General features: G+C 35.9%; 26 protein-coding genes and 1 tRNA gene. 21 read left to right on the top strand and 6 right to left on the bottom strand.

The window, feature by feature from the left end; all coding sequences use genetic code 11:
- Positions 1-120: 120 nt before the first annotated feature.
- The gene (locus JFT89_RS26740; protein WP_002167660.1) at positions 121-1,017 is read left to right on the top strand and encodes a deoxyribonuclease IV; all 897 of its coding nucleotides are present in this window, start codon (positions 121-123) and stop codon (positions 1,015-1,017) included.
- 19 nt (positions 1,018-1,036) lie between these two features.
- On the opposite strand, the gene JFT89_RS26745 is transcribed toward JFT89_RS26740, so the two are convergent.
- Positions 1,037-1,291 (bottom strand): DUF2624 domain-containing protein, encoded by a 255-nt coding sequence (locus tag JFT89_RS26745; RefSeq protein WP_002088657.1) that lies wholly within the window; start codon positions 1,289-1,291, stop codon positions 1,037-1,039.
- A gap of 151 nt (positions 1,292-1,442) precedes the next feature.
- Here JFT89_RS26745 and JFT89_RS26750 point away from each other — a divergent pair, with 151 nt between their 5' ends.
- The 4 genes from JFT89_RS26750 to JFT89_RS26765 all read left to right on the top strand — a co-directional run bounded on the left by JFT89_RS26750 (position 1,443) and on the right by JFT89_RS26765 (position 4,532).
- On the top strand, positions 1,443-2,321 hold the full coding sequence (locus JFT89_RS26750; RefSeq protein ID WP_002015168.1) for a YitT family protein: 879 nt from the start codon (positions 1,443-1,445) through the stop codon (positions 2,319-2,321).
- A 180-nt stretch (positions 2,322-2,501) separates the two neighbouring features.
- Positions 2,502-3,272: a metal ABC transporter ATP-binding protein gene (locus tag JFT89_RS26755; RefSeq protein ID WP_002015167.1), complete on the top strand. Its 771-nt coding sequence runs from the start codon at positions 2,502-2,504 to the stop codon at positions 3,270-3,272.
- Entirely contained in the window at positions 3,272-4,105 is an 834-nt protein-coding gene (locus tag JFT89_RS26760; protein WP_002067190.1) for a metal ABC transporter permease, read from the top strand. The genes JFT89_RS26755 and JFT89_RS26760 overlap by 1 nt, the downstream gene beginning before the upstream one ends.
- A gap of 13 nt (positions 4,106-4,118) precedes the next feature.
- Entirely contained in the window at positions 4,119-4,532 is a 414-nt protein-coding gene (locus JFT89_RS26765; protein ID WP_002067192.1) for a Fur family transcriptional regulator, read from the top strand.
- 83 nt (positions 4,533-4,615) lie between these two features.
- Here the strand turns inward: JFT89_RS26765 and ispG are convergent, their stop codons facing one another.
- The 3 genes from ispG to yqgB all read right to left on the bottom strand — a co-directional run bounded on the left by ispG (position 4,616) and on the right by yqgB (position 7,077).
- Positions 4,616-5,713 carry a flavodoxin-dependent (E)-4-hydroxy-3-methylbut-2-enyl-diphosphate synthase gene (ispG, locus tag JFT89_RS26770; protein ID WP_012261716.1) on the bottom strand — a complete coding sequence of 366 codons (1,098 nt, stop codon included), beginning with the start codon at positions 5,711-5,713 and terminating at the stop codon, positions 4,616-4,618.
- A 165-nt stretch (positions 5,714-5,878) separates the two neighbouring features.
- A complete protein-coding gene (locus JFT89_RS26775; RefSeq protein ID WP_002129120.1) occupies positions 5,879-6,244 on the bottom strand; it encodes a hypothetical protein in 366 nt (121 codons plus the stop codon).
- Positions 6,245-6,309: 65 nt separating this feature from the next.
- Complete coding sequence (gene yqgB / locus JFT89_RS26780; protein WP_002034056.1) at positions 6,310-7,077, bottom strand: protein YqgB; 768 nt, start codon at positions 7,075-7,077, stop codon at positions 6,310-6,312.
- A gap of 239 nt (positions 7,078-7,316) precedes the next feature.
- On the opposite strand from yqgB, the gene JFT89_RS26785 reads away from it, so the two are divergent.
- The 14 genes from JFT89_RS26785 (at position 7,317) to glcK (ending at position 21,885) form a co-directional block, all read left to right on the top strand.
- Positions 7,317-7,390: transfer RNA gene (locus JFT89_RS26785), tRNA-Ile, on the top strand.
- A gap of 222 nt (positions 7,391-7,612) precedes the next feature.
- On the top strand, positions 7,613-8,224 hold the full coding sequence (gene sodA / locus JFT89_RS26790; RefSeq protein WP_001052029.1) for a superoxide dismutase [Mn]: 612 nt from the start codon (positions 7,613-7,615) through the stop codon (positions 8,222-8,224).
- A gap of 122 nt (positions 8,225-8,346) precedes the next feature.
- Complete coding sequence (locus JFT89_RS26795) at positions 8,347-9,624, top strand: MFS transporter (RefSeq protein ID WP_002015154.1); 1,278 nt, start codon at positions 8,347-8,349, stop codon at positions 9,622-9,624.
- Positions 9,625-9,733: 109 nt separating this feature from the next.
- Positions 9,734-11,860, top strand: a complete 2,127-nt coding sequence (locus tag JFT89_RS26800; protein WP_016096105.1) for a peptidoglycan D,D-transpeptidase FtsI family protein — start codon at positions 9,734-9,736, stop codon at positions 11,858-11,860.
- Positions 11,861-12,380: 520 nt separating this feature from the next.
- Positions 12,381-13,298, top strand: a complete 918-nt coding sequence (locus tag JFT89_RS26805) for a PstS family phosphate ABC transporter substrate-binding protein (protein ID WP_002138359.1) — start codon at positions 12,381-12,383, stop codon at positions 13,296-13,298.
- A 27-nt stretch (positions 13,299-13,325) separates the two neighbouring features.
- Entirely contained in the window at positions 13,326-14,276 is a 951-nt protein-coding gene (gene pstC, locus JFT89_RS26810) for a phosphate ABC transporter permease subunit PstC (protein ID WP_002138358.1), read from the top strand.
- Position 14,277: 1 nt separating this feature from the next.
- Positions 14,278-15,144, top strand: coding sequence for a phosphate ABC transporter permease PstA (gene pstA, locus JFT89_RS26815; RefSeq protein WP_016096106.1), 867 nt, complete (start codon positions 14,278-14,280; stop codon positions 15,142-15,144).
- A 28-nt stretch (positions 15,145-15,172) separates the two neighbouring features.
- Positions 15,173-15,988 (top strand): phosphate ABC transporter ATP-binding protein, encoded by an 816-nt coding sequence (gene pstB / locus JFT89_RS26820; protein WP_002088644.1) that lies wholly within the window; start codon positions 15,173-15,175, stop codon positions 15,986-15,988.
- 328 nt (positions 15,989-16,316) lie between these two features.
- Positions 16,317-16,973, top strand: coding sequence for a phosphate signaling complex protein PhoU (phoU, locus tag JFT89_RS26825; protein WP_002015145.1), 657 nt, complete (start codon positions 16,317-16,319; stop codon positions 16,971-16,973).
- A gap of 345 nt (positions 16,974-17,318) precedes the next feature.
- Positions 17,319-19,673 (top strand): sugar phosphate nucleotidyltransferase, encoded by a 2,355-nt coding sequence (locus tag JFT89_RS26830; protein WP_002067138.1) that lies wholly within the window; start codon positions 17,319-17,321, stop codon positions 19,671-19,673.
- Between the two features lie 70 nt (positions 19,674-19,743).
- The gene (rpmG, locus tag JFT89_RS26835; RefSeq protein WP_001265616.1) at positions 19,744-19,893 is read left to right on the top strand and encodes a 50S ribosomal protein L33; all 150 of its coding nucleotides are present in this window, start codon (positions 19,744-19,746) and stop codon (positions 19,891-19,893) included.
- A 105-nt stretch (positions 19,894-19,998) separates the two neighbouring features.
- Positions 19,999-20,577, top strand: a complete 579-nt coding sequence (locus tag JFT89_RS26840; protein WP_002015142.1) for a 5-formyltetrahydrofolate cyclo-ligase — start codon at positions 19,999-20,001, stop codon at positions 20,575-20,577.
- 104 nt (positions 20,578-20,681) lie between these two features.
- A complete protein-coding gene (locus JFT89_RS26845) occupies positions 20,682-20,882 on the top strand; it encodes a YqgQ family protein (RefSeq protein ID WP_002015140.1) in 201 nt (66 codons plus the stop codon).
- 19 nt (positions 20,883-20,901) lie between these two features.
- A complete protein-coding gene (gene glcK, locus JFT89_RS26850) occupies positions 20,902-21,885 on the top strand; it encodes a glucokinase (protein ID WP_002067140.1) in 984 nt (327 codons plus the stop codon).
- Positions 21,886-21,966: 81 nt separating this feature from the next.
- Here the strand turns inward: glcK and JFT89_RS26855 are convergent, their stop codons facing one another.
- A complete protein-coding gene (locus tag JFT89_RS26855) occupies positions 21,967-22,140 on the bottom strand; it encodes a DUF2759 domain-containing protein (protein WP_002015138.1) in 174 nt (57 codons plus the stop codon).
- Between the two features lie 170 nt (positions 22,141-22,310).
- Here JFT89_RS26855 and JFT89_RS26860 point away from each other — a divergent pair, with 170 nt between their 5' ends.
- Both JFT89_RS26860 and JFT89_RS26865 read left to right on the top strand, forming a co-directional pair.
- Entirely contained in the window at positions 22,311-22,940 is a 630-nt protein-coding gene (locus tag JFT89_RS26860; protein ID WP_002015137.1) for an MBL fold metallo-hydrolase, read from the top strand.
- 9 nt (positions 22,941-22,949) lie between these two features.
- Positions 22,950-24,062 (top strand): class I SAM-dependent methyltransferase, encoded by a 1,113-nt coding sequence (locus JFT89_RS26865; protein ID WP_002067144.1) that lies wholly within the window; start codon positions 22,950-22,952, stop codon positions 24,060-24,062.
- A 151-nt stretch (positions 24,063-24,213) separates the two neighbouring features.
- Here JFT89_RS26865 and JFT89_RS26870 read toward each other — a convergent pair whose 3' ends face one another.
- Positions 24,214-24,504 (bottom strand): ArsR/SmtB family transcription factor, encoded by a 291-nt coding sequence (locus JFT89_RS26870; RefSeq protein WP_000894375.1) that lies wholly within the window; start codon positions 24,502-24,504, stop codon positions 24,214-24,216.
- Positions 24,505-24,553 lie beyond the last annotated feature (49 nt).

Raw genomic sequence — 24,553 nt, forward strand, 5'->3', positions numbered from 1 at the left:
CAGATTGTTTGAATAGTCCGTTTAATTTATGTAGTGCCTTTTGTGTGAACAAACAATTCGCTACATATTTCTACAAATTATGCTATCATTATATCTATTGTATATTGAAGAGGTGATTGTATGTTAAAGATTGGATCTCATGTTTCTATGAGTGGTAAGAAAATGTTATTAGCAGCAAGTGAAGAGGCTGTTTCATACGGTGCAACGACGTTTATGATTTATACAGGTGCACCGCAAAATACACGAAGAAAACCAATTGAAGAATTGAACATAGAAGCAGGAAGAAAACATATGGAACTAAACGGTATTGAAGAAATTATCGTACATGCGCCATACATTATTAATCTTGGGAATACGACGAAGCCAGAAACATTCCAATTAGGTGTAGACTTCCTTCGCATGGAAATTGAAAGAACATCGGCATTAGGTGTAGCGAAACAAATCGTTCTTCACCCAGGTGCGCACGTTGGTGCAGGAGCGGATGCTGGTATTCAACAAATTATTAAAGGGCTTAATGAAGTATTAACGCCAGAGCAGACGGTTAACATTGCGTTAGAAACGATGGCAGGAAAGGGAACGGAATGCGGTCGTAGCTTTGAAGAAATTGCGAAAATTATTGATGGTGTGAAATATAATGAAAAACTATCTGTATGTTTTGATACGTGTCATACGCATGATGCAGGTTATGACCTTGTAAATGATTTTGACGGTGTGTTAAACGAATTTGATAAAATTGTTGGGATAAATCGTTTACAAGTACTTCATATTAACGATAGCAAAAATGTACGCGGAGCTGGAAAAGACCGTCATGAAAATATTGGTTTTGGTCATATTGGCTATAAGGCATTGCATCACATTGTGCATCACCCACAACTTACGCACGTACCAAAAATTCTTGAAACGCCGTATGTAGGTGAAGATAAAAAAGATAAGAAGCCACCATATAAATTAGAAATCGAAATGCTGAAAAATGGTACTTTTGATGAAGGAATTCTTGAAAAAATTAAAGAGCAATAAGGAGGGGATTTTCCCCTCCTTATTTTAATAGCTGCTGAAATAAAATATTTACTTGTTGGGCAGTGGCAGGAGTAGTTACTTTAGCGATTTGTTTTAACAAATCTAGTCGCTCGGTATTATCGTAAATGTTAATGTTTTTCCCTTTCATAAGTAAAACGATTTTATCAGCTTGTGCAGTTGTGATTGGAACTTCGTATTCTTTACTATATTTCAATAGTTCTTTTGTGGAAATATGATTTAATTTTTTGTTCACAATTTGTTTAATGAGGTTCATCGTGTTGTCCTCCTTCACACGTTCTTCTATCGAAATATATGTATGCATAGCTTGTACATATTCGTATTAAGGTGCATTTTTTCAATGGGGAAAAGAAGCTTATGTTATAATATAAGAACAAAACTATAGATAAAGAGTATAAGGAGGACTTATGGAAAAAAAGCAACATCGAAAAGAAAGTGTTATTCATCTTGTATATCGTTTAGTTATGATTGTCTTTGGGGCAGCATGTGCGGCGGTAGCGATTGAACTGTTTTTAATGCCAAATAAAATTATTGATGGTGGAATTATTGGTATTTCTCTTATATTAGATTATCTTACTCCTAATATTTGGTGGTTAAGCTTTTCTACTTTAGTTGTTATCCTCAACATTCCTTTTATGTACTCCGGGTATAAGCAAATTGGAAAAACATTCATGTTATCTTCAGCATTTGGAATTGTAGCTTTAGCATTTATTGAATCAACGTTGCATGCTATCCCGCCATTTACAACAGAGCCGATTTTAGCAACAGTTTTCGGCGGTCTTATTTTAGGGATTGGTGTAGGACTTGTTATTCGTCATGGTGGATCGTTAGACGGGACCGAGATTATGGGAATTCTATTAACGAAGAAATTACCGTTTTCTGTTGGTGAATTCGTAATGTTTGTGAACTTATTCATTTTTGCATGGGCAGCATTTGTTTTTGGTGTTGAACAAGCGATGTATTCTGTTATGACGTACTATATCGCATTCAAAACAATTGATACGGTAATTCAAGGATTAGACGAAACGAAAGCAGTTTTAATAGTATCGGATCAATATGAGGAAGTATCAAATGCAATTTTACACCGCCTTGGTCGTGGAACAACAAAACTTGTTGCTAAAGGTGGCTATACAGATAAAGAAAAAGAAGTTATTTATGCAGTTGTGACACGTCTGGAAGTGACGAAGTTAAAATCAATTGTGCATGAAATTGATGAAAACGCATTTGTTACAATTATGAATACACAAGAGACAAATGGTGGTAAGTTTAAATCAGCAATTCACTAAAAAGTTAATTGTAATATCTTTTGAAAGCAGAGAATTATTCTCTGCTTTTTGTTATAATAATAAGGTTTCTTGAAATAAAGAATATATTTTGGGCAGATTGGTTTACAACTATAATAAGCTGTACTATAATTCAAATAGAGATAAATCGGAATCATTCTGAATTAAAATAGGTGAGATGCTATGAATAATATATTAGAAATAGAAGGATTAACGTTTCGGTATGAAGATCGCAACGTGTTAGAAGATATTAATTTGCAAGTTCCGAAGGGAGCTTTTTTAGGTTTAGTTGGACCGAATGGTTCAGGGAAATCGACTTTACTTAAATGCTTATTGGGTGTTTTAAAACCAAAGCAAGGAAGTATTAGATTGTTTGGCATTGATAGTAAGAAATTTAAAGAGTGGAATAAAGTTGGTTATGTATCCCAAAAGGCAAGTAGCTTTAACTCAGGTTTCCCGGCAACTGTTTTCGAGGTTGTTTCAATGGGGCTCGTTTCGAAAAAAGGGCTTTTTCGCTTTTTTACGAAAGACGATAATGCGAAAGTAGAAAAAGCGATTGCTGATGTAGGTATGAGCGAGTTTCGAGGTCGCAACATTGGAGAACTTTCTGGTGGACAACAACAGCGTGTATTTATTGCTCGTGCACTTGTAAGTGATCCGGAATTGCTTATTTTGGACGAGCCTACTGTTGGGATTGATGTGAAGAATGTGGCAAGTTTTTATGAGATACTAGAGGATTTAAACAAAAGATTGGGAATTACGTTAATTCTTGTTACGCACGATATGGGTGCTGTAACAGAGAAGGTGACGCATGTTGCATGTTTGAATCAGCATTTACATTTCCATGGGAATGTAGAGAAATTCCGAGAGTTAGAAGATGCAGAAATGTCGATTTTATATGGACATCATGTTCATCGCTTAGAACATGAACATGGGCATCACGGGAGGATATAATGATACAGGATTTTTTACAATATGATTTTTTACGTAATTCCTTATACGCTGGTGTTTTAATAGGGCTTGTCGCACCACTTATCGGCGTGTTCGTTGTAATTCGCCGCATGTCGCTTATTGCGGATGCATTAAGTCATGTGACGTTATCAGGAATTGCAGCAAGTTTATTACTTGAAAAGACAATCTTTACCGGTGGGTTTTTAAACCCTTTATATATGGGGATGTTTTTTTCAATCGGTGGAGCATTGCTAATTGAAAAATTACGTACTGTATATAAACATTATCAAGAGTTAGCAATCCCGATTATACTTTCAGCAGGGATGGGGATTGGAGTTATCTTCATCTCACTTGCTAATGGATTCAATACGGATTTATTTAGTTATTTATTTGGTAGTGTAAGTGCTGTAACAAGTGCGGATTTAATTATTATTGGTATAGTAGCAATTGTTGTTATTGCGACGATTGTTTTATTATACAAAGAGTTGTTTTTACTATCATTTGATGAGGAATACGCTGTATCAACCGGTTTAAGTGCAAAGTGGATTCACTTTATCTTCATTATATTAGTTGCTCTTGTAATTGCGGTATCAATGCGTGTTGTAGGTGTTCTTCTCGTATCATCTTTAATGACGTTACCAGTTGCAGCAAGTATTCGTATTGCAAAAGGATTTAAACAAACAATTTTCTTTTCCATTTTATTTGGTGAAATTGCAGTAATTGGTGGAATGTTTGCTTCGTATCAACTTGATCTAGCACCAGGTGGTACAATTGTTATGATAGCGGTTCTTATTTTAATCGGTGCGATTTTATGGAAGAAGAAAAAAACTGCATAAAGTAGGGATAGGTATGAATCTAACAGAAGCTTTACGCCTAATGAAGGAAAAAGGATATAAACATACGGGGAAAAGGGAAGAGATGCTAAGATTATTCGCGGCGCATAATCGGTATTTAACCGCAAAAGATGTTTTAGAACATATGAAGGATGATTATCCAGGACTTAGTTTCGATACGATTTATCGTAACTTAACGGTTTTTGCTGAAATTGGTGTTTTAGAGCAAACGGAATTAAATGGTGAAAAACATTTTCGTTTTATGTGCTCTATTATGGAACATCATCATCATTTCATTTGTTTAGATTGTGGTGGTACGAAAGAAATCACTTCTTGCCCAATGGATTTTATGAATAAAGATTTTAAAGGTTATGAGGTAACGGGACATAAGTTCGAAATATATGGTCGTTGTCCAAAATGTGCAAAATAAGAGAACTCGTCGGTTATATAACTGACGAGTTTTTAATTTAAATGTAAAAAAGGTTGCTCACAAAAATTGTGGGCAACCTTTTTTTATTGTTCTTGTTTTTCTTTTTCTCGTTCAGCAGCCATTTCAGCAGCGATTACATCAATTTCTTTTTTCAGTTCTTCTACCATTGTTTCTTCTGGTACTTTACGAACGACTTGCCCTTTGCGGAATAATAAACCTTCTCCGCGTGCACCAGCAATACCGATGTCGGCTTCACGAGCTTCACCAGGACCGTTTACAGCGCAGCCGAGTACTGCAACCTTAATTGGAACTTTAAGTGTAGAGATGTATTCTTCGACTTCATTAGCAATGCTAATTAGGTCGATTTCAATACGACCACAAGTTGGACAAGAAATAAGTGTTGCGGCATTAGATGCAAGACCGAATGACTTTAATAGTTCACGTGCAACCTTTACTTCTTCAACTGGATCAGCACTTAAAGAAATACGAAGTGTATTTCCGATGCCTTTACTTAAAATTGCTCCAAGACCGGCGGCGCTTTTTACAGTCCCAGCAAACAATGTTCCTGATTCTGTAATACCTAAATGTAATGGATAATCAAAAGCGCGAGCAGCTTTTTCATATGCTTCAATTGCTAAGTTAACATCAGAGGCTTTCATTGATACGATAATATCGTGGAAATCTAAGTCCTCTAAAATTTTAATATGGTGCAGTGCGCTCTCGACCATACCATCAGCAGTTGGATATCCATACTTTTCTAAAATATGACGTTCTAATGAGCCGGCATTTACACCGATACGGATTGGAATGCCACGCTCTTTGGCTGCATTTACAACAGCTTCTACTTTATGGCGACGTCCAATGTTACCTGGATTGATACGTACTTTATCAATGCCGCCTTCGATTGCTTTTAAAGCAAGGCGGTAATCAAAATGAATATCAGCAACAAGTGGAATGTTGATTTGTTTTTTAATATCAGCAATAGCATTTGCTGCGCGTTCGTCTGGAACAGCAACACGAACAACTTGACAGCCAGCTTCTTCTAAACGTTTAATTTCAGCAACTGTAGCCTCAACATCATGCGTTTTTGTTGTCGTCATACTTTGTATAATTAATTCATTGTTACCGCCAATTGTTAAATTACCGACTTTAACTGGACGTGTTTTTGTGCGTTGAGTCATTTCATTCACGAATTGATCGCTCTCCTTATAAAAGAAGTTTCTTATTTTAGTCCCTTACATCAATGATAGTATGTGTGAGAAAGGGCTATAGAAACCAAAGTACTCGGTTTCACTTTTACTATTGTATCAGCGCCTTTATGTAATTGACAAGGATTAAGTGATTGCTTATTGATATAAGGGGAATTTATAAGACTTTCCAACTTGGATTTTTGTAGCAGATGTATTTTTATTTAATTGCTTAAAATCATCAATTACTTTTTCAATAGAAGGAATTTTTTTCTTATTAATCGCTTCTGTAATAGAAAGAACTGTATCGCCAGTTTTTACTTCGATTGCTTTATAAGCTGTATCCGTTTCTTTTTCTGTTTCTTTCTCTTTATTTTGTTTTGTATCTGTATTTTCTTTTTTTATCGTTTGGGCAGCAGATGTTTTTTTGTATGAACTTAACATCGGTAAAGTACCGATTTTTATGTCGTAATAAAATATATAACCGAGGACAAGCACGAATAAGAGTACACCTAATCTCTTCATATCCTTCACTCCTTTGCTAGGAATATATGCTTGTCCAAAAAAAAAATGCCTATTTAGGCATTTTTTTATAGTTCTTGTTTTTCTTTCGGCTTTGGAACTTCTTTAATTGTTAAGTATAGAACGATTAAAACAACTGCAATGTAAATGAATGTTGCGCCAGGTACGTTTATTTTGAATAAATCCATAATCATAAAGAAGATTGTTGGAATTGTGTAGCTGTAAGCAGTTAATGTCCAAACTTGTTTATAAGATAATTTGCGTTGACCGCTCATCGCAGAACCGATGAAGGCAAGCAATGTAACTCCTACAAAGGTAATAAATAATTGGAACAAGTACAGTAAGAACCCAATAACGAATAATAAGATTGGATAAATACTGTCAAATAACGAAATGAAATCTTGTAAATCTTTTTTCTCAAGAGATGCGCCTAATAAGTCATTATAGGAGTATGTTTGTGTTTGACCATTCCCCATGGAGACTACTTTATCTTTTAAAACAAATAAACCTGTTTTATTTTGATATTTTTCTAAGTCTGTTGAATTTGGATCAAATACGAAAAGGGCATTTCCATCTTCTTTTTCGATAGGTTGATCAATATCAGCTGTTAGCTCGCCATTTTCAATTTTAAAATCAGGTAAATCTTTTTCGATTACTTTATTTACCATGTTAACACCATCTTGAATAACGCTACCGTACAAGAAAGTTCTTGGAATAGTAGTGATTAGGCAAAGAAGCATAATATACAAAATGGTTTTACCGATTTTTTGAAAACGGAAAAGCGCCATATCTTTAGGCGAATATACGCTTTTTGCTAGCTGTGTAAAAATGGACATAGATTCACTTCCTTTATGTATGTATAAAATCATTGTAACGTACGAATCTAGAGAAGCTCAAGATATATTATATTTACATATAGTAGAGAGGACTAAATTCCTTCTTGTTAATTTACTTCTTTTAGTAGAGAAAAATACAATTGACACTTTTCTTTCGTATATGGTAAATTTATCTTACATTTTTCAAACGATATATCCGATTGGAATATAGTTGTTTTTAATGGTACATACATAATCATGGACCCTTAGCTCAGTTGGTTAGAGCAGACGGCTCATAACCGTCCGGTCGTAGGTTCGAGTCCTACAGGGTCCATATCCATTTCATATGTTTATTATGTCAGCAGGAAGCTTCCTTGTAGAAGGAAGCTTTTTTTGGAATATATGAGCATTTTAATTGAAAAGAAGTGGGAATTTTGCTACTTTAATGATAGCAAGACAAAGCGATTTATTTGTTTGCACCCTATGGCAATTAGGGTAGAATGAAGTTGTAGGTCACATATGTAGTGACAATACATAAACCGGGAGGAATATAACAATGGCAAAACACGAATTACCAAATTTACCTTATGCGTATGATGCTTTAGAACCTCACTTTGATAAAGAAACAATGAACATCCATCATACAAAACATCACAACACGTATATTACAAACTTAAACGCTGCTTTAGAAGGTCATGCAGAATTAGCTGACAAAAGCGTTGAAGAATTAGTTGCAAACTTAAACGAAGTACCTGAAGCAATCCGTACAGCAGTACGTAACAATGGTGGCGGACATGCTAACCATACATTCTTCTGGACAATCCTATCTCCAAACGGCGGGGGACAACCAGTAGGCGAACTTGCAACTGCGATTGAAGCGAAATTCGGTAGCTTCGATGCATTCAAAGCAGAATTCGCAAAAGCTGGCGCAACTCGCTTCGGTTCTGGTTGGGCTTGGTTAGTAGTAAACAATGGTGAGTTAGAAGTAACAAGCACTCCAAACCAAGATTCTCCTCTAACTGAAGGTAAAACTCCAGTTATCGGTTTAGATGTTTGGGAGCATGCTTACTACTTAAATTACCAAAACCGTCGTCCTGACTACATCGGTGCATTCTGGAACGTTGTAGATTGGAACGTTGCTGAAAAACTTTACCAAGAAGCAAAATAATTAAAGTTAATACAGCTAGAAAAAAGCTAGGGGGTTTTCTCCTAGCTTTTTTCTATGTTCTCCTTTTACATAATTGAGCTTGTCTTTGGAAGACTAGAACATGAAGTAAAGGAGAGTTGTGTATGAAGTGGAAACATGTAATCGGTGATGTTGAAGTGAATCGGGATTTAGTATTATTGCTCGTTATAGGAGGTTTATACACGCTCGCAATTTCTTTATCGAATACGTTTGTAAACATTTATTTATGGAAGCAAACACAAAATTATGTGAATCTGGGCTTGTATAATTTGGCCAGCGTTGTATTGCAGCCTCTAACATTTCTTGTGGGCGGGAAATTAGCGAAACGTATTGATCGCTCGATTTTATTGAGAATCGGTGTAGGCACGTTAGCTGTTTTTTTTATCGTCGTTTTAGTAGCGGGAAAAAGTGCATCTCACTATATTTTATTAATGGGAGCCCTTTTAGGAGTTGGTTATGGTTTTTATTGGCTCGCTTTTAACTTGTTGACATTTGAGATTACAGAACCAGAAACAAGAGATTTTTTTAACGGTTTTCTAGGACTTCTTACATCGTTCTCTGGAATGATTGGACCGATAGCAGCAGGATATACAATTTCACGTATGGAAAAATGGAGTGGTTATACTGTCGTTTTCTTCCTCTCGTTAATGCTATTTGCGGTTGCTGTCGTTCTAAGCTTTTTTTTATCGAAGAGAGAATGTGAAGGACGCTATGAAATTGTGCAAGTATTGAAAGAGCGGCAAGTTGATGAAAACTGGGGAAGAATTACGCGCGCTCATTTCTTCCAAGGTTTGAGAGAGGGAACGTTTATTTTCGTTATTTCGGTATATGTCTATTTAGCATCTGGTAGCGAGTTAGCACTAGGGAAATATAGTTTAGTGAATTCTGCAGTATCATTTGTATGCTATTATTTAGTTGCTCGTATGTTAAAGAAAGAATGGCGAAAAAAAGCAATTTTACTTGGTGGCATTATTTTATATGCGGTCGTATTTTTAGTTATTTTTAATGTTACATATACGAAATTACTTATTTATGCAGCATGTATTGCGGTTGCATATCCGATTTTACTCGTTCCGTACGGCTCAATGACATACGATGTAATTGGTAGAGCAAAACAGGCGAGAGAATGGCGTGTAGAATATATAGTGGTCAGGGAATTATGGTTAAATGCCGGAAGAATTTGTTCCATTTTAAGTTTTTTATGTGCTGTCATATTTTTTCCGCCTGAAAAAAGTTTACCTTTCTTACTATGTATTTTAGGAGCTGGACATTTTCTTATTTATTTTGCAGTTAAAAATGTCAAATATGATGAGGGGAATGTGAACAAAACCAGTGTTGTAGCGCAAGGAAGCACGCAGAATCAAACTGAACCAGAAGGTTAACTTATCGCGTGTTTTATGCTAGAATAGAAAAAGATGTAAGACAGCAGTGAGGGCACCTGTATGAAGGTGTCCCTTTCACATTACATAGCTGTTGGTAGAGGGGGTTTGTATGAGCAAGAAGCAGAAACAACAAAAGAAAAAGACCCACGTTCCTTTTCGGTTAAACGTGTTGTTTTTTTGCGTGTTTTTAATGTTCTCCGCGGTTATTGTAAGGCTTGGATACGTACAAATTGTTCGTGGTGAGGAATATAAAAATGAAGTTGAGAAAAAAGAAAACTCAACGATAAGTAATCCTGTACCACGCGGGAAAATATTTGATCGTAATGGAGAAGCGGTCGTAGATAATGAGCCTATTCGTACAATTACATTTACAAAAATGAAGGGATCAACTGCAGCAGATCGCTTAGAGACGGCGAAAAAGTTAGCAGATTTAATTGAAGTCCCAACAGATAAGTTAACAGATCGCGATAAGAAAGATTATTGGCTTGCTTTACATAAAGAAGAAGCAGAAGCAAAAATCACAAAAAAAGATCGTGAAGAGTTTAAAGCGAATAAAATTGACGATAAAGAACTAGATGAACGTCAACGAAATCGTGTAACAGAAGAAGAGATTAATCAATTGTCAGCAAAAGATTTAGAAATATTGGCGATCAAAAGCAAGATGGAAAGCGGATATGCAATGACGCCGCAAATCGTTAAAAAAAATGCAACACCGGAAGAATACGCGATTATTAGTGAAAATTTAGCGAAATTACCAGGTGTAGATACAAATGTTGACTGGGAGCGAAAATATAAGTATGACGATATGTTCCGAAGTGTACTTGGTGGTGTAACTTCTTCTGATGAAGGGTTACCGAGAGAAAGATTAGATCACTATCTTGTTCGTGATTATAATCGTAACGATCGCGTAGGAAAAAGTTACCTTGAGCAACAGTACGAAGATAGTTTACACGGCACAAAAGCTGAAGTTAGAAATGTTACAGATAAAGACGGTAATATTTTAGAAACTATTAATGTGTCACAAGGACAACGAGGTAACGATCTGAATTTAACGATTGATATGAAATTACAAAAGCGCGTAGAAGAAATTCTTACAAAAAACTTAATGAGATTTAAAGGGAGCGAGCCTCTTTTAGACCGTGCATTCGTTGTAATGATGAACCCGAAAAATGGTGAAGTTTTATCTATGGCGGGGAAACAATTAGTGAATAAAGACGGAGAAACGAAAGTAGATGATTTTGCATTAGGAACGATGACAAGTTCTTATCCGATGGGTTCAACTGTAAAAGGTGCGACAGTACTTACGGGGTATCAAACTGGTGCGATTCAACCTGGATCTGTACAGTTAGATGAACCAATTAAATTAAAAGGGACACCTACGAAGTCATCTTGGAAACAGATGGGGTATATTAATGACCTTACAGCGTTAAAACAGTCTTCAAACGTTTATATGTTTAAAACAGCGATGAATATCGCTGGGGTTCCATATGTACGAGGCGGTACGTTAGATATTCCGAAAAGTGCGTTCGATACTATGCGTTACTATTTTGGTCAGTTTGGACTTGGTGTGAAAACAGGAATTGATTTGCCAAATGAAACTGCTGGTCAAATAGGTAAAGGAAATCAACCAGGTTTCTTATTAGATTTATCAATCGGGCAGTATGATACGTATACACCGCTTCAATTAGCGCAATATATTTCGACGATTGCAAATGGTGGATATCGTATGCAACCACAAGTTGTAAAGGAAATTCGTCAGCCATCGGCGAAGCCAGAGGAAGTTGGAAAAGTGGTTCAATCCATGGAACCGAAAGTATTAAATCGTATTGATATGCCTGAATCACAAATTAAACGTGTTCAAGAAGGATTTAGACAAGTGTTTAACGATACAGGTGGTACAGCTACAAAATACTTTGCAGGTGCACCATATAAAGCCGCTGGGAAAACAGGTACAGCTCAAACTGTGTATGGCGGAGATAAAGAGATTGGTAGAAATGCAAAGGGTGAGCGTATTGAAACGTATAACTTAACATTAGTAGGTTATGCGCCACTTGAAGATCCAGAAGTAGCATTTTCTGTTGTTGTGCCATGGGTACATGATGATAAAACAGGGATTAATGGATATATCAGTCGTGAAATAATGGACGCTTACTTTGATTTGAAAAAACAAGCATTAACTGGTGAAGCTCCGCAAGATGAAAAAGCGAAAAAAAATAAAAATCAAGATGATGAATAAAAAAGTTGTAAAAAAAGCACACTATCTGAAAAGATAGTGTGCTTTTTTTTATGCCTTACGCATATGGTTTAGTAAATGTGGACAAGCATAAAATATTGAAAAAACATGTAGTTTCAAAAACGATGAACACAACAAGATTAGTGCATACGCTCTAAGTTTGTTGTGTGTGATAGGCGATAGCAGTTTTATCCCGCGTTTGAGGGCGGTAAAACTCCCACCTCAAAATTCAGCTGGAGCAAAGAAGTTAGGTGGGAGCCCTGCTGCCCGTAAACGCCCGATTGGTGAAGGCTAATAATCAGTGGGGATGAACAAAACCCCCACTGATTAAAGTTTCGCTTTATGGATGATTAGAAAATTTCCTGCATCTAAAGTACAAAAGTGAAAATAAAGTATGTGTATACAGTTGTTTTTGTGGGACTTTACAAAACTTTTACAAATAATTAAAACCGAATTAATAGTTTAGCAGTATTCTTATATCTGTAATCCTGTTATTTCCGGTTACTTCTAGGAGGAAGAACACGTGAAATGGATGAGCGCATCGATTAAAGTTTTGACATTATCGACATGTTTCCTTTGTTTTAATATGTCTACTGCATTCGCTACAAATGAAATGGGAGAAGTGAGAGTTGATGGATCCTCAACGGTTTTCCCCATTATAGAGGCAGTAGCAGAGGAATATACAAAGGCCCATCCAAACGTGAAAATTTCTATTAGTATTTCTGGGACAGGGGGAGGATTTAATCGTTTCAGTAAAGGAGAAGTAGATATAAACAATGCTTCGAGATTGATGAAACCGGTAGAAGAAAATGCAATGCAGAAAAAATCCATTCAATTTACACCATTTGAGGTTGCTTATGACGGTCTAACGATTGTTGTGAATCGTCAAAATACGTGGGTAAACAATATGACGATAGACGAGTTACGTCTATTATGGAGTGAAAATGGAAGATTGAAACGATGGTCACAAATTCATTCATCATGGCCTCGTGAACAAGTTAAATTTTATGCGCCAGGCGTAGACTCTGGTACTTATGATTATTTCCAAAATGTTGTCTTACAAAATAATCGCCTTGTAAAAACGGTTTCCTTGTCTGAAGACGATCAAGTTATTATGCAAGGGGTAATGAATGATAAAAATGCCATTGCTTTTGTAGGATATGCTTATTATATGGCCAATCGAGATAAGGTAAAAGCAATACAGGTGGATGGTGTATTTCCAACGAAAGAGACCATTCAGTCGGGTACGTATAAGCCATTATCTAGGCCGCTATTTACGTATGTGAATCATGCATCTATCAGAAATAAAATTAATGTAGCAAATTATGTTGAGTTTATGATTAAGCATGTTGGAAGCCTTGCTGAAGAGGTCGGATATGTAAAATTACCAAAAGAAAAATATAATGAACAGCTGCGAATGTTAACAGAAATAAAAAGGTAATGTCAGGGTGGAAAGGGGTTTTCATCTTTGGCTCATAATGACAAAAGTCAAATTACATTTTCTGTACAACATTTGATTGAGAGAAATACAAATAGAAGAAAAAAAACGCAGCGAATCAATCGAATTGTTCCGTTAATACTAAAAGCCATTGCTAGCGTGTCCATTGTAACGACACTTGGAATTATTATTACGTTGGCAAATGAAACAATCATGTTTTTTCAAAAGATATCATTGTATTCTTTTTTGACAGAAAAGGAATGGTTACCTTTTTTTGAAGATCCAAAATTCGGTATATTACCACTTATATGTGGAACAATCCTTGTAACAGCAATTGCCATGTTCGTAGCAATTCCTATTGGTTTAGGTTGTGCCGTGTTTTTAAGCGAATACGCTTCGAATGGCGCTCGGAAAATATTAAAACCGTTGTTAGAGCTACTAGCAGGCATCCCGACAATTGTATATGGTTTTTTCGCGTTAACAGTTGTCACACCACTTTTACAACGGGTTATACCAGATTTGCAGTTTTTTAATGCTATTAGTCCAGGTATTGTTATAGGGTTTATGATGATACCGACGATTGCGTCTCTCGCTGAAGATGCGATGAGAGCTGTAGCGAAAGGAATTAAAGAAGCCTCATTAGCGCTAGGAGCAACTCGTTTTGAGATGGTAAAACAAGTGGTGTTTCCATCGGCTTTTACGGGCATAATGGCAGCGATTATATTAGCAGCTTCCAGGGCAATTGGTGAAACGATGATTGTTGTTATTGCAGCTGGATCAACACCTAATGTATCGATAGATCCGACTCATTCTATTCAAACATTAACAGCCTATATTGTACAAGTGAGTTTAGGTGATGCTCCGCACGGAACGATTACTTATTACAGCATGTATGCTGTAGGTGCAACGTTATTTATGTTTACTTTTATTATGAATATCATTTCGCAATATATTATGCGCCGTTTTAGGAGGTTGACATAATATGCGAATGTTAAACCATAAGAACATACAAGAAAATATGGCATCGCGTTTTTTAAAAGATCGGATTTACAAGTGTTTGTTTTATATAGCAATTTTGTTTTCAGTAGTAATACTTTTTATATTGCTTTTTCAAATTTTTGAAAAAGGTATAAGTTATCTTTCAATAGATTTCTTTACAAACTTCGCCTCACGTAATCCAAGAGAAGCTGGGATTGTCGCTGCTTTGTCAGGAACAATACTATTTATGAGCATTGTTATACCAGTCTCTTTTATATTTGGAGTCGGAACAGCTCTTTATTTAGAGCATTATGCGAAGGAGTCCGTTTTTAAAAAGTTAATTGAATTAAATAATCAAACATTAGCAGGGGTACCTTCCGTTGTGTTTGGTTTACTCGGGTTAACTATTTTCGTATACGCTCTCCATTTGGGAGAGAGCATAATGGCAGCGGCACTGACGATGAGTTTACTCGTCTTACCAACTGTTGTTGTAGCTAGTCAAGAAGCGATTAGAACTGTGCCGAGCTCATTACTAGAGGCTTCTTACGGATTAGGTGCTACGAAATGGCAAACGATGTATCAAATTGTATTGCCAGTCGCTTTGCCAGGGATTGTAACGGGATGTACGTTAGCGGTATCGAGAGCAATTGGTGAGGCAGCACCATTATTAGTTATTGGGGCCCTTGCCTTTGCAAATTATGTTCCGTTCAGTATGCTTGATAGATTTACGGTTTTACCAATTCAAATTTTTAATTGGATGAGTAGACCACAAGAAGAATTTCAGTATGTAGCAGCAGCTGGGATGATTGTTTTGCTAGGATTGTTGCTCTTTATAAATATATTTGTCTTATGGTTACGAAATCGAAAATAAGTTGGAAGTGGATGAAAGGGGAATTCAAATGGTAGCAACAGTAGTAAATGTACAGGTGAAAAATGAGAAAAAAATTGAGACAGCACCAAAAAAAATAGTATTTGATACGAAAAATTTAAATTTATGGTACGGAGAAGACCATGCTTTAAAAGATATCAACTTAAGTATTCATGAGAATGAAGTAACAGCGATTATCGGTCCGAGTGGTTGTGGGAAATCAACATACTTAAAAACGCTAAATCGTATGGTAGAGTTAGTGCCTATCGTTCGAACTACGGGCGTTATCGAATATAGAGAACGAAACATATTTGATAAATCATATCCGGTTGAAGAATTACGTACGCATGTGGGTATGGTGTTCCAAAAGCCAAATCCATTCCCAAAATCTATTTATGAAAATGTAGCATATGGTCCGAAAATCCATGGTGTTCGTGACAAAAAAACACTTGATGAAATTGTTGAAAATAGCTTGCGCGGCGCAGCTATTTGGGATGAGTTAAAAGATCGTTTGCATGATAATGCATACGGTTTATCTGGTGGTCAGCAACAACGTCTATGCATTGCACGCTGCTTAGCGATTGAGCCAGACGTAATTTTAATGGATGAGCCAACATCGGCGCTAGATCCAATTTCAACATCAAAAGTAGAAGAATTAATTCAAGAGTTAAAGAAAGATTTTAGTATTGTTATCGTAACGCACAACATGCAACAAGCAGCACGAATTTCAGATAAAACTGCTTTCTTCTTAAGTGGAGAAGTTGTGGAATATACAGATACGAACAAATTATTTACAACACCTGCAGATAAGCGTACAGAAGACTACATTACAGGACGATTTGGTTGATATCGCTAGCAAGGCTAAGAGTAAATGCCCTCTTAACAGAGGGCATTTCTCATTTTCACCTCATTTTAAATAGGGGAGTAATATTTCTCTTTTCTTAAGGCTTAATAAACATACAAGAGGCTGGGTAGGGGATTTATCCCGCTATTTGCGGGGGGAGTAAAACTCCCACCTCAAAATTCGGATGGAGCAAAGAAGTTAGGTGGGAGTCGGGCTGCCCGTAAACGCTCGATTGGTGAAGGCTAATAATCAGTGGGAGATGAACAAAACCCCCACTGATTAAAGTTTCACTTTATATAAAATGGCACATAATATTGAGGGGGAAGAAATGATGGTAAGAGAACAGTTTCAATGTGATTTAAAAACGTTACAGCAAAAGGTGATCGAGCTTGGTGAGCTAGCAAGTGGAGCTTTATTGATTGCTATGGAAGGTCTTCACAACAGGGATGTAGAGAAAGCGTTAGAAGTCATTGATGGGGATTATCGCATGGATAATTTAGAAGAGGAAATAAATGACCTTGCGCTTATGCTTATTACAAAGCAGCAGCCTGTAGCAAGTGATTTAAGAAGAATTTTCATTTCAATTAAAACAGCGACAGATTTAGAACGTATTGCAGACCATGCTGTTAATATTGCGAAATCAACAATTCGTCTTGGTGAAAAAGAAGTGGTTGTTAGCTTACATAATCTTGAGGAAATGTTTGAGATTGCTCATAAGATGTTAAATTTAGCATTAGAAGCATATGAGCAAGAAAATTTAACTTTTGCTAAACAAATTGCTGAAATGGATGATTCAGTTGATGAAATTTATGGGAAGGCGATTCGTGAATTTATTTCCTCTATCCCTGGACAACCAGAAGCGATTACACAAATTACACAACTATCCTTTGTTGCAAGATATATTGAGCGTGTAGCAGACCATGTTACAAATATTGCCGAGAATGTATTTTATGTAGTAAAAGGAAAGCATTATTTATTGAATGAGTAGGGGGGAAAGTAGGTGATGAGAAATCACCTGCTTTTTTTAGTCAAAACATGACAAAAAAAGCTCGTTGTTTCCTTTAGTCTATGATGATAAGATGTATCATAATTGATGGGAAAATAAGTACATATGTGTTAGTTACGTCTTATTAAGTATTTTACCAAGTTAATGGAAAGCGCTTTCTTTTTGATGGGAGTTAAAAGGTACATTTATTTATAAAGTGAGGCTTTAATTAGTGGGGCTGTCTCTCGCTGATTGTTAGATCACACCAAAACGGACTTTTACTGCAGTTAATGTGGGGTAAATGATATACGGAGTTCTTGAACATTATATAAGTGGAGGCTGAAGTATATGAAGGGGGTTATTTTAGCTGGAGGAAAAGGGAGACGCCTTAGACCATTAACATGTAATACTCCAAAACCGATGTTACCATTGTTAGAAAAACCAGTTCTTGAATATAATATTGAATTATTACGTCAGCATGGTATTCGTGAAATTGCAATTACAGTTCAATATATGAGTACTGCCATTAAGCAATACTTTGGTGATGGTAGTAAGTGGGGAGTTAACTTGTATTATTTTGAAGATTCTCCTCCGCTTGGAACAGCAGGTAGTATTAAGCAAGCGGAAAGTTTTTTAGATGAAACATTTGTTGTTATTAGTGGGGATGCACTAACTGACTTTCAATTATCAGAAGGAATTGCATTTCATGAACAGAAGAAGAGAATGGTAACGATGTTTGTGAAAGAAGTAGAAAACCCACTCTCATTTGGCTTAGTTGTAATGAATAAAGAACAAGAAATTATACGATATATAGAAAAGCCGAGCTGGAATGAGGTAGTTTCTAATATTGTGAATACAGGTATTTATATAATGGAGCCAGAAATCTTTTCTTATATACCATCCATGGAATTTTCGGATTTCAGTCATGATGTGTTTCCTTTATTGGCAAATAAAAATGCTTTATTTGCATATTTATCAGAAGACTATTGGCTAGATATTGGTACATTTGATCAATATCGGCAAGCTCAATTCGATTTATTGACGAAAAAATTGAAGGTGCCTATTCCATATACAGAAGTATTACCGATGGTGTGGATGGGAGAAGGTGTAACGATAGGAAAAGGGACGAAAATTCATGGCCCTTCTTTTATTGGAGAAGGAGCAATGATTGGTGCAGGGGCTGTAATTGAACCGTACTCTATTATCGGGAAAAATAGTATCGTTTCAAGTTATTCTCATCTTCAAAAAAGCATCATTTTTGCAAACTCTCATATAGGAAAAAATTGTGAGTTGTTAGAAACAACAATAGGAGATCATACAATGGTCGAAGATGATGTTACACTTTTTCAAAAAAGTATTGTAGCGGATCATTGTCATATAGGGAAAAGTACAGTAATTAAGCAAAAAGGAAAAATATGGCCATATAAGGAGATAGATAGTCATTCGATAGTAGGTTCTGCCGGTGTTAAAGAGAGTGAAAAGAGTGCAGGATGGTTACAAAAAAGCCGGATTGTAGGAAGGGGTAATGTTGAAATTACTCCTCAATTTATTGTGAAAGTTGCAATGGCTTATGGATCTCTTTTTGCCAAAGGAGAGAGTATATTGATTGGAAGTCAGGAAAATATAGAAACAACTTCCTTTAAAAATTTATTCCTCCATGCCATTCATGGCAGCGGGATTCATACGATGGAATGTAAAGAAATGAATGAGTCGCTTTTTCAGTATGCCATTCATAATTTGCAATGTGCAGGTGGAGTTTTCGTTCAAGTGGAAAGCGAAAGAGGAATTGTTATACAACTGTATGGCAAGGAGGGCTCGTTTTTAACGTATAAGCAGCAAAAAGCGATAGAACAAGTATATATGTCTGAGTCGTTTTATTACGCTTCTGAGAAAGAAATGGGGCGAAATAAGCTAGTTCACGTTTCTGTAAATAATTATGTAGAAGCTGTGTTAGAGCGTATTGATATTGAAACGATACAAAAACAGAAGTTTCATCTTCTTATTAATAAGAGAAATGATATGTTACAACATTTACTTATGATCTTTCTACAAAGGCTTGGATGCACAGTTACATGGATTTACGCGAGTGAACAAAAAGATCATGTGAAAGCTCTGATGAAATCGAGTAAAGCAAATATGGCGCTTATGTTTTCTGAACACGGAAATCGCTTCGAATTATATGACACTCACAGTAATATTTACCAAGGGACTGATTTTGAAGAAGTAGATATTCCAGATTTATTACTCGAATCAGCAGATAATGTTTACCCAATGTCTTTGAAATTAGGGGAATGTTATCTCCTCTTTTATATGCATAACGAAAAAAACTCTTTTCAATTAAGATGGAAACGAGATATTTTATATCGAATTGGAAAATTATTCGAATTAATAGCGTTGCAAGGAAAAACATTACTTAGCATAGCAGAGCAATCACCGCCACTGTATCTACTTTATGATGAAGTTGTATGTTCATGGAAGGAAAAAGGGAAAGTAATGAGGAAATTATTGGCCGATATGGAAAGAAAAGAAGAAGGTATATTTGAAGGGATACAGTTCAAATATACCGAAAAAGAGTGGTCTTATATCGTTTCTGATACAAAACAACCAAAAATTTTGGTGTATTCACATGCTAGAAACCCAGTAATAGCAAGGGAAAACATGAAAAATCTTATAGAAAAAATTAGACAATATCAAAAGGTGTAGAATTTTTATTTTAAAAGTGGTATTATAGTATAGTCTGATTTAAGTTATTAGTGACTGGAGGGAAATAAGAATGCGTGTGAATATTACTCTAGCATGTACAGAATGCGGAGATCGTAACTATATCTCAAAGAAAAATAAACGTAACAACGCTGAGCGTATCGAGCTTAAAAAGTATTGCAAGCGTGACAAGAAGTCTACGTTACACCGTGAAACAAAGTAAGCAGTAGGAATATTTTCCTACTGTTTCTTTTTTTTATGCGATTCCTACGTAAAAGTGATACACTATCTTCGTAGAGTAAAGTGTCACTGCAAGGGGGAAAAGTGTGTGAAAGAAGAGAAAATACGTTTACGCAAACAAATAATAGAACACATGAATTCTTTATCTGAAGAACAGTATACAACTTTATCGGAACAAATTGCAGTTTCGGTGTATGGACAAAAAGAGTGGGTTGAAGCTAAAACAATTGGAATCACTCTCTCAATGGAGCATGAAGTGAATACATATCCTATTATCGAAAAAGCTTGGGAAGAAGGAAAGAAAATTGTTGTTCCGAAGTGTAATAAAGGGACAAGAACGATGTCTTTTCGACAAATTAGTAATTTAAATCAATTAGAAACAGTATATATGAATTTACGTGAACCGATTCCAGCACTTACGGAAGAAGTGAATGCGTGTGAAATTGATCTTCTTATCGTGCCAGGAGTAGCTTATACACGCCGAGGAGAACGGATTGGATATGGCGGTGGCTACTATGATCGTTATCTCGTGCACTATAAAGGGAAAACGCTATCATTAGCTTATGATTTTCAAATTGTAAAACATATTCCGGTAGAGCCATTTGATAAAAATGTAGAAAAAATTATTACAGAAAAAGGAACAATGGTTATAAATGGGCTTGTATAGACAAATAAAAATTGACGAGACTTTTTCTTCTTGATTATAATAAAATATGTGAACGTTTTCTTATTATAATTTTTTTATAGTAAGTGAGCATAAAGGGTGATGAAATGATATCCATTTATGATATTCAGCAATTGCTAAAGAAATTTGGCACGATTATTTATACGGGTGATCGAATCGCTGATTTACAATTAATGCAAGATGAATTGCGTGAATTAAATCAATCACAGCTAATCGATCCACAAGACTATCAAACAGCTTTATTTTTGTTGAAGCAAGAAATTCAAAAAGAGATAAATAAGAAATAGATAAAGGTAGGTACGTAACATGGAAGAGAAATGGTTAGTTGGTGTTGACCTTGGTGGTACAACGATTAAATTAGCATTTATTAATGTGTACGGTGAAATTTTACATAAGTGGGAAATCCCTACGAATACAAATGAACAAGGAAAACATATTACACTTGATGTAGCGAAAGCTATTGATAAAAAGTTAGAAGAATTAGGTGAATTAAAAAGTAAGCTAATTGGTATTGGTATGGGAGCTCCTGGTCCTGTACATGTGGCATCTGGAATGATTTATGAAGCGGTTAATTTAGGATGGAAAAACTATCCGTTAAAAGATTTACTAGAAGTAGAAACGGGATTACCTGTTGTTATTGATAATGATGCAAACTTAGCGGCGCTTGGTGAAATGTGGAAAGGTGCTGGTGAAGGAGCAAAAGATTTAATTTGTATGACACTTGGCACCGGTGTTGGTGGTGGTGTTATCGCCAATGGTGAGATTGTACATGGTATAAGCGGTGCTGCTGGTGAGATTGGACATATTACAGTTGTTACAGAGAACGCTTTTCCATGTAATTGCGGGAAGTTGGGTTGTTTAGAAACGGTAGCCTCTGCAACAGGTATTGTACGTGTTGCTATGCAACAAATACAAGAGACAGATAAAGAAAGTGTTTTACGTTCTATGTTAGCAGAAGAAGGGCTTATTACATCAAAAGATGTGTTTGAAGCGCTTGGACAAGGTGACGAACTAGCAGGTGAAGTAGTGGAAAAAGTAGCTTCTTATTTAGGATTAGCTGTAGCGAATCTTGCTAGTACGTTGAACCCAGAGAAAATCGTAATTGGTGGTGGCGTATCTAAAGCTGGAGACGCACTATTAGAGCCAATTCAACGTTATTTCGAGCAATATGCTTTCTCTCGTGCTGTAAAGAGCACAAAGTTAGCAATTGCAATACTTGGTAATGATGCAGGTGTAATTGGAGGAGCGTGGCTTGTAAAAAAGCACAAATACGAGGCGAAGATGATATAAGTTGTGAATAATGAAAAGAGGAAGGGGCCCCCCTTCCTCTTTTTATGCAAGATCTTGTTGGAGAATAAAAATGTAAATGGATTAAGCTGTTGGTGGGTACCCATTATATAGAACAGTCATGATTGTAAACCATCCGAAAACAAGTACGGTTGCAATAGCGAAGCCGCCCGCGAATAAGTTTTTTTCGCGAAGTGTTCTAAGCGTAGCAAATACAGCTAACAGAGTGACTAGCGTAAAAATAATAACAAGGCCCATACAATATCCTCCTCTGTCTACTCATTCCTTAGAATGAGTTTTTAGAATATTTACTCTTTTATATTGTACATGTTTTAAAAATGATTGTCGAGATAACACGCCTTCTTTTCCTAAGAGAAAGAAATGTTGTATCATTAAAAGTAAATTAAATAACTGGAGGAGATTTTCATATGAAATGGATACAAATGCCTTTAGGCCCATTACAAACAAATGCTTATATTTTAACGAATGATCAAAATGAGTGTATTATTTTTGATCCTGGTCATGAAGGAGAGAAACTTGTTACATATTTACAGGAAGCGCAGTTAAAGCCACTTGCGGTTTTATTAACACATGCTCACTTTGATCATATTGGTGCTGTTGATGCGGTGAGAGACGCTTTTCATATTCCTGTATACGTACATAAAGAAGAAGCGGATTGGTTAGGCGATGCAACTGTGAATGGCTCGCAAATTTTTATGATGAACCGCAGTATTACAGCAAAACCAGCAGACCATATTATTGACGAAGAGGGTACATTAACGATCGGTTCTTTTAGTTTTGAAATTTTTGAGACACCAGGACATTCTCCAGGAAGTATTTCTTATTACAGTAAAGAAGCGAATGCTGTATTTTCTGGAGATGTATTGTTCCAAATGAGTATTGGAAGAACGGATTTACCTGGTGGAAGTTTTGCTGAATTAATTGGAAGTATTGAAGAGAAATTATTTGTATTACCAGATGAAACAGCGGTGCTATGTGGACACGGTCCAGAAACAAGCATTGGTTTTGAAAAAGAAAATAATCCATTTTTACAATAAGGAGTCATTATGGGGATGGAGCTCAATTTAAGAGAATGGATGGGAAAAGAAAAGGATCATTCGATTTCATATAGTACGTATATGAACCTCGTATTATATGCAGAGGAACATGGGTATTATATGAGAGAACGTGAAAAAATTGGAAGGCAGGGAGATTTTTTTACGAGTAGCAATGTATCTTCTGTATTTGCGAAGACTTTTGCTAAGTTTTTTATTCGTCTTGTTGAAAAGGGAGAAGTTTCTCCAAATATTTGTGAGATTGGTGGGGGAACAGGAAAGTTTGCCTATGATGTTTTACAAGAATGGAAACAATTATCTCCGGAAACCTTTATCAATTTAAACTATTCAATTATTGAAGTGAGCCCTTTTCATAGAAGGCTACAACAGGAGAGGCTTTGCTTATTTGATAATGTGTCGTATTATACATCTTATATTGAAATGGGAGAGTCTTTCGAAGGAATTATTTTTTCGAATGAATTATTTGATGCGTTTCCTGTTGAGATAGTTGAGAAAAGAAATGGAATTTTGTATGAAGCACGTATCACGTATACAGATGAGGGAAACCTTACAGAAGTATTTAGACCGATAGAGAAAAGAGTCGGTCGTTACTTATTGAAATATAACATTCATATTGCTGAGGGACAGCGCTTTGAAGTGCCTATTGCAATGGAAGAGTATATAGAAGAGATTGCGAAATGGTTTCAGAAAGGTATATGTATTACAGTTGATTATGGATATACAAAAGAAGAATGGATGCATCCTGCACATCGTGAAGGAAGTTTAAGAGGATATTATAAGCACAAGCTAATTCGTAATCCTCTTGCATATCCAGGAGAAATGGACCTTACTACGCATGTTCATTGGGATGAGTTGAAGATGAATTTTGAGCTGCAAGGAATTAATACGATATGGCATAGGAAGCAATCAGAGTTTTTGTTAGCAGCAGGAATATTAGATCAGCTTGCTAGCCATCAAGATACCAACCCTTTTTCTGAAACTCAAAAACTAAATAGAGCTATTCGCTCTATGATTTTGAACGGAGGATTAGGTAATGCTTTCGATGTTGTTATACACACAAAAGATATGAAGAATTTACTTTTGAATCAATATTTAACGATATGAAAAAAAACAAGACACAGTATTTTCTGTGTCTTGTTTTTTAATACGACTTTTAATTATGTAGCATTATATATTTTCTCTCATGATATATATTTATATTAAAGATATGAGATGAAAAATATAGAATACACTCTTTTTCTCTGTCTATAGGTCCCTAACCTAATAATACGCGAACGAGTTGAATAATTGTTTCGTTTTCTACTTTGTAGTAAATTTCCAATCCTTTTCTTTCACTAGAAACGATTTTAGCACTTTTTAACTTTGCTAAATGCTGTGAAATTGTAGATTGTGGCATGTTTAAGCCTGTGTACATTGTAGAAACGTTGCTTGGGCCACGTTCAATTAATCCCTTTACAATACATAAGCGAACAGGATGAGCAAGCACTTTCAATAATTCTGCATTGCTTTCATATAGTTCTATTTCTTTTTGAAAGGTTTCTAACATGTTCTTTTCCACCTCCGTGTGAGCTGTTATACCATACTATACATACCAA

The sequence above is a fragment of the Bacillus sp. TH25 genome (assembly GCF_016650935.1).
In the GTDB taxonomy this organism is placed as follows: domain Bacteria; phylum Bacillota; class Bacilli; order Bacillales; family Bacillaceae_G; genus Bacillus_A; species Bacillus_A mycoides.

Bases quoted from the DNA above. Each gene is read 5' to 3' on its own strand.
- JFT89_RS26765 (WP_002067192.1), top strand. From the start codon at position 4,119: ATGAATCTAACAGAAGCTTTACGCCTAATGAAGGAAAAAGGATATAAA.
- JFT89_RS26740 (WP_002167660.1), top strand. From the start codon at position 121: ATGTTAAAGATTGGATCTCATGTTTCTATGAGTGGTAAGAAAATGTTA.
- glcK (WP_002067140.1), top strand. From the start codon at position 20,902: ATGGAAGAGAAATGGTTAGTTGGTGTTGACCTTGGTGGTACAACGATT.
- JFT89_RS26750 (WP_002015168.1), top strand. From the start codon at position 1,443: ATGGAAAAAAAGCAACATCGAAAAGAAAGTGTTATTCATCTTGTATAT.
- pstB (WP_002088644.1), top strand. From the start codon at position 15,173: ATGGTAGCAACAGTAGTAAATGTACAGGTGAAAAATGAGAAAAAAATT.
- yqgB (WP_002034056.1), bottom strand. From the start codon at position 7,077: ATGTCCATTTTTACACAGCTAGCAAAAAGCGTATATTCGCCTAAAGAT.
- JFT89_RS26795 (WP_002015154.1), top strand. From the start codon at position 8,347: ATGAAGTGGAAACATGTAATCGGTGATGTTGAAGTGAATCGGGATTTA.
- JFT89_RS26865 (WP_002067144.1), top strand. From the start codon at position 22,950: ATGGGGATGGAGCTCAATTTAAGAGAATGGATGGGAAAAGAAAAGGAT.
- sodA (WP_001052029.1), top strand. From the start codon at position 7,613: ATGGCAAAACACGAATTACCAAATTTACCTTATGCGTATGATGCTTTA.
- ispG (WP_012261716.1), bottom strand. From the start codon at position 5,713: ATGACTCAACGCACAAAAACACGTCCAGTTAAAGTCGGTAATTTAACA.
- JFT89_RS26855 (WP_002015138.1), bottom strand. From the start codon at position 22,140: ATGGGCCTTGTTATTATTTTTACGCTAGTCACTCTGTTAGCTGTATTT.
- JFT89_RS26800 (WP_016096105.1), top strand. From the start codon at position 9,734: ATGAGCAAGAAGCAGAAACAACAAAAGAAAAAGACCCACGTTCCTTTT.
- JFT89_RS26870 (WP_000894375.1), bottom strand. From the start codon at position 24,504: ATGTTAGAAACCTTTCAAAAAGAAATAGAACTATATGAAAGCAATGCA.
- JFT89_RS26755 (WP_002015167.1), top strand. From the start codon at position 2,502: ATGAATAATATATTAGAAATAGAAGGATTAACGTTTCGGTATGAAGAT.
- JFT89_RS26845 (WP_002015140.1), top strand. From the start codon at position 20,682: ATGATATCCATTTATGATATTCAGCAATTGCTAAAGAAATTTGGCACG.
- JFT89_RS26745 (WP_002088657.1), bottom strand. From the start codon at position 1,291: ATGAACCTCATTAAACAAATTGTGAACAAAAAATTAAATCATATTTCC.
- JFT89_RS26860 (WP_002015137.1), top strand. From the start codon at position 22,311: ATGAAATGGATACAAATGCCTTTAGGCCCATTACAAACAAATGCTTAT.
- pstA (WP_016096106.1), top strand. From the start codon at position 14,278: ATGCGAATGTTAAACCATAAGAACATACAAGAAAATATGGCATCGCGT.
- rpmG (WP_001265616.1), top strand. From the start codon at position 19,744: ATGCGTGTGAATATTACTCTAGCATGTACAGAATGCGGAGATCGTAAC.
- JFT89_RS26775 (WP_002129120.1), bottom strand. From the start codon at position 6,244: ATGAAGAGATTAGGTGTACTCTTATTCGTGCTTGTCCTCGGTTATATA.
- phoU (WP_002015145.1), top strand. From the start codon at position 16,317: ATGGTAAGAGAACAGTTTCAATGTGATTTAAAAACGTTACAGCAAAAG.
- JFT89_RS26830 (WP_002067138.1), top strand. From the start codon at position 17,319: ATGAAGGGGGTTATTTTAGCTGGAGGAAAAGGGAGACGCCTTAGACCA.
- JFT89_RS26760 (WP_002067190.1), top strand. From the start codon at position 3,272: ATGATACAGGATTTTTTACAATATGATTTTTTACGTAATTCCTTATAC.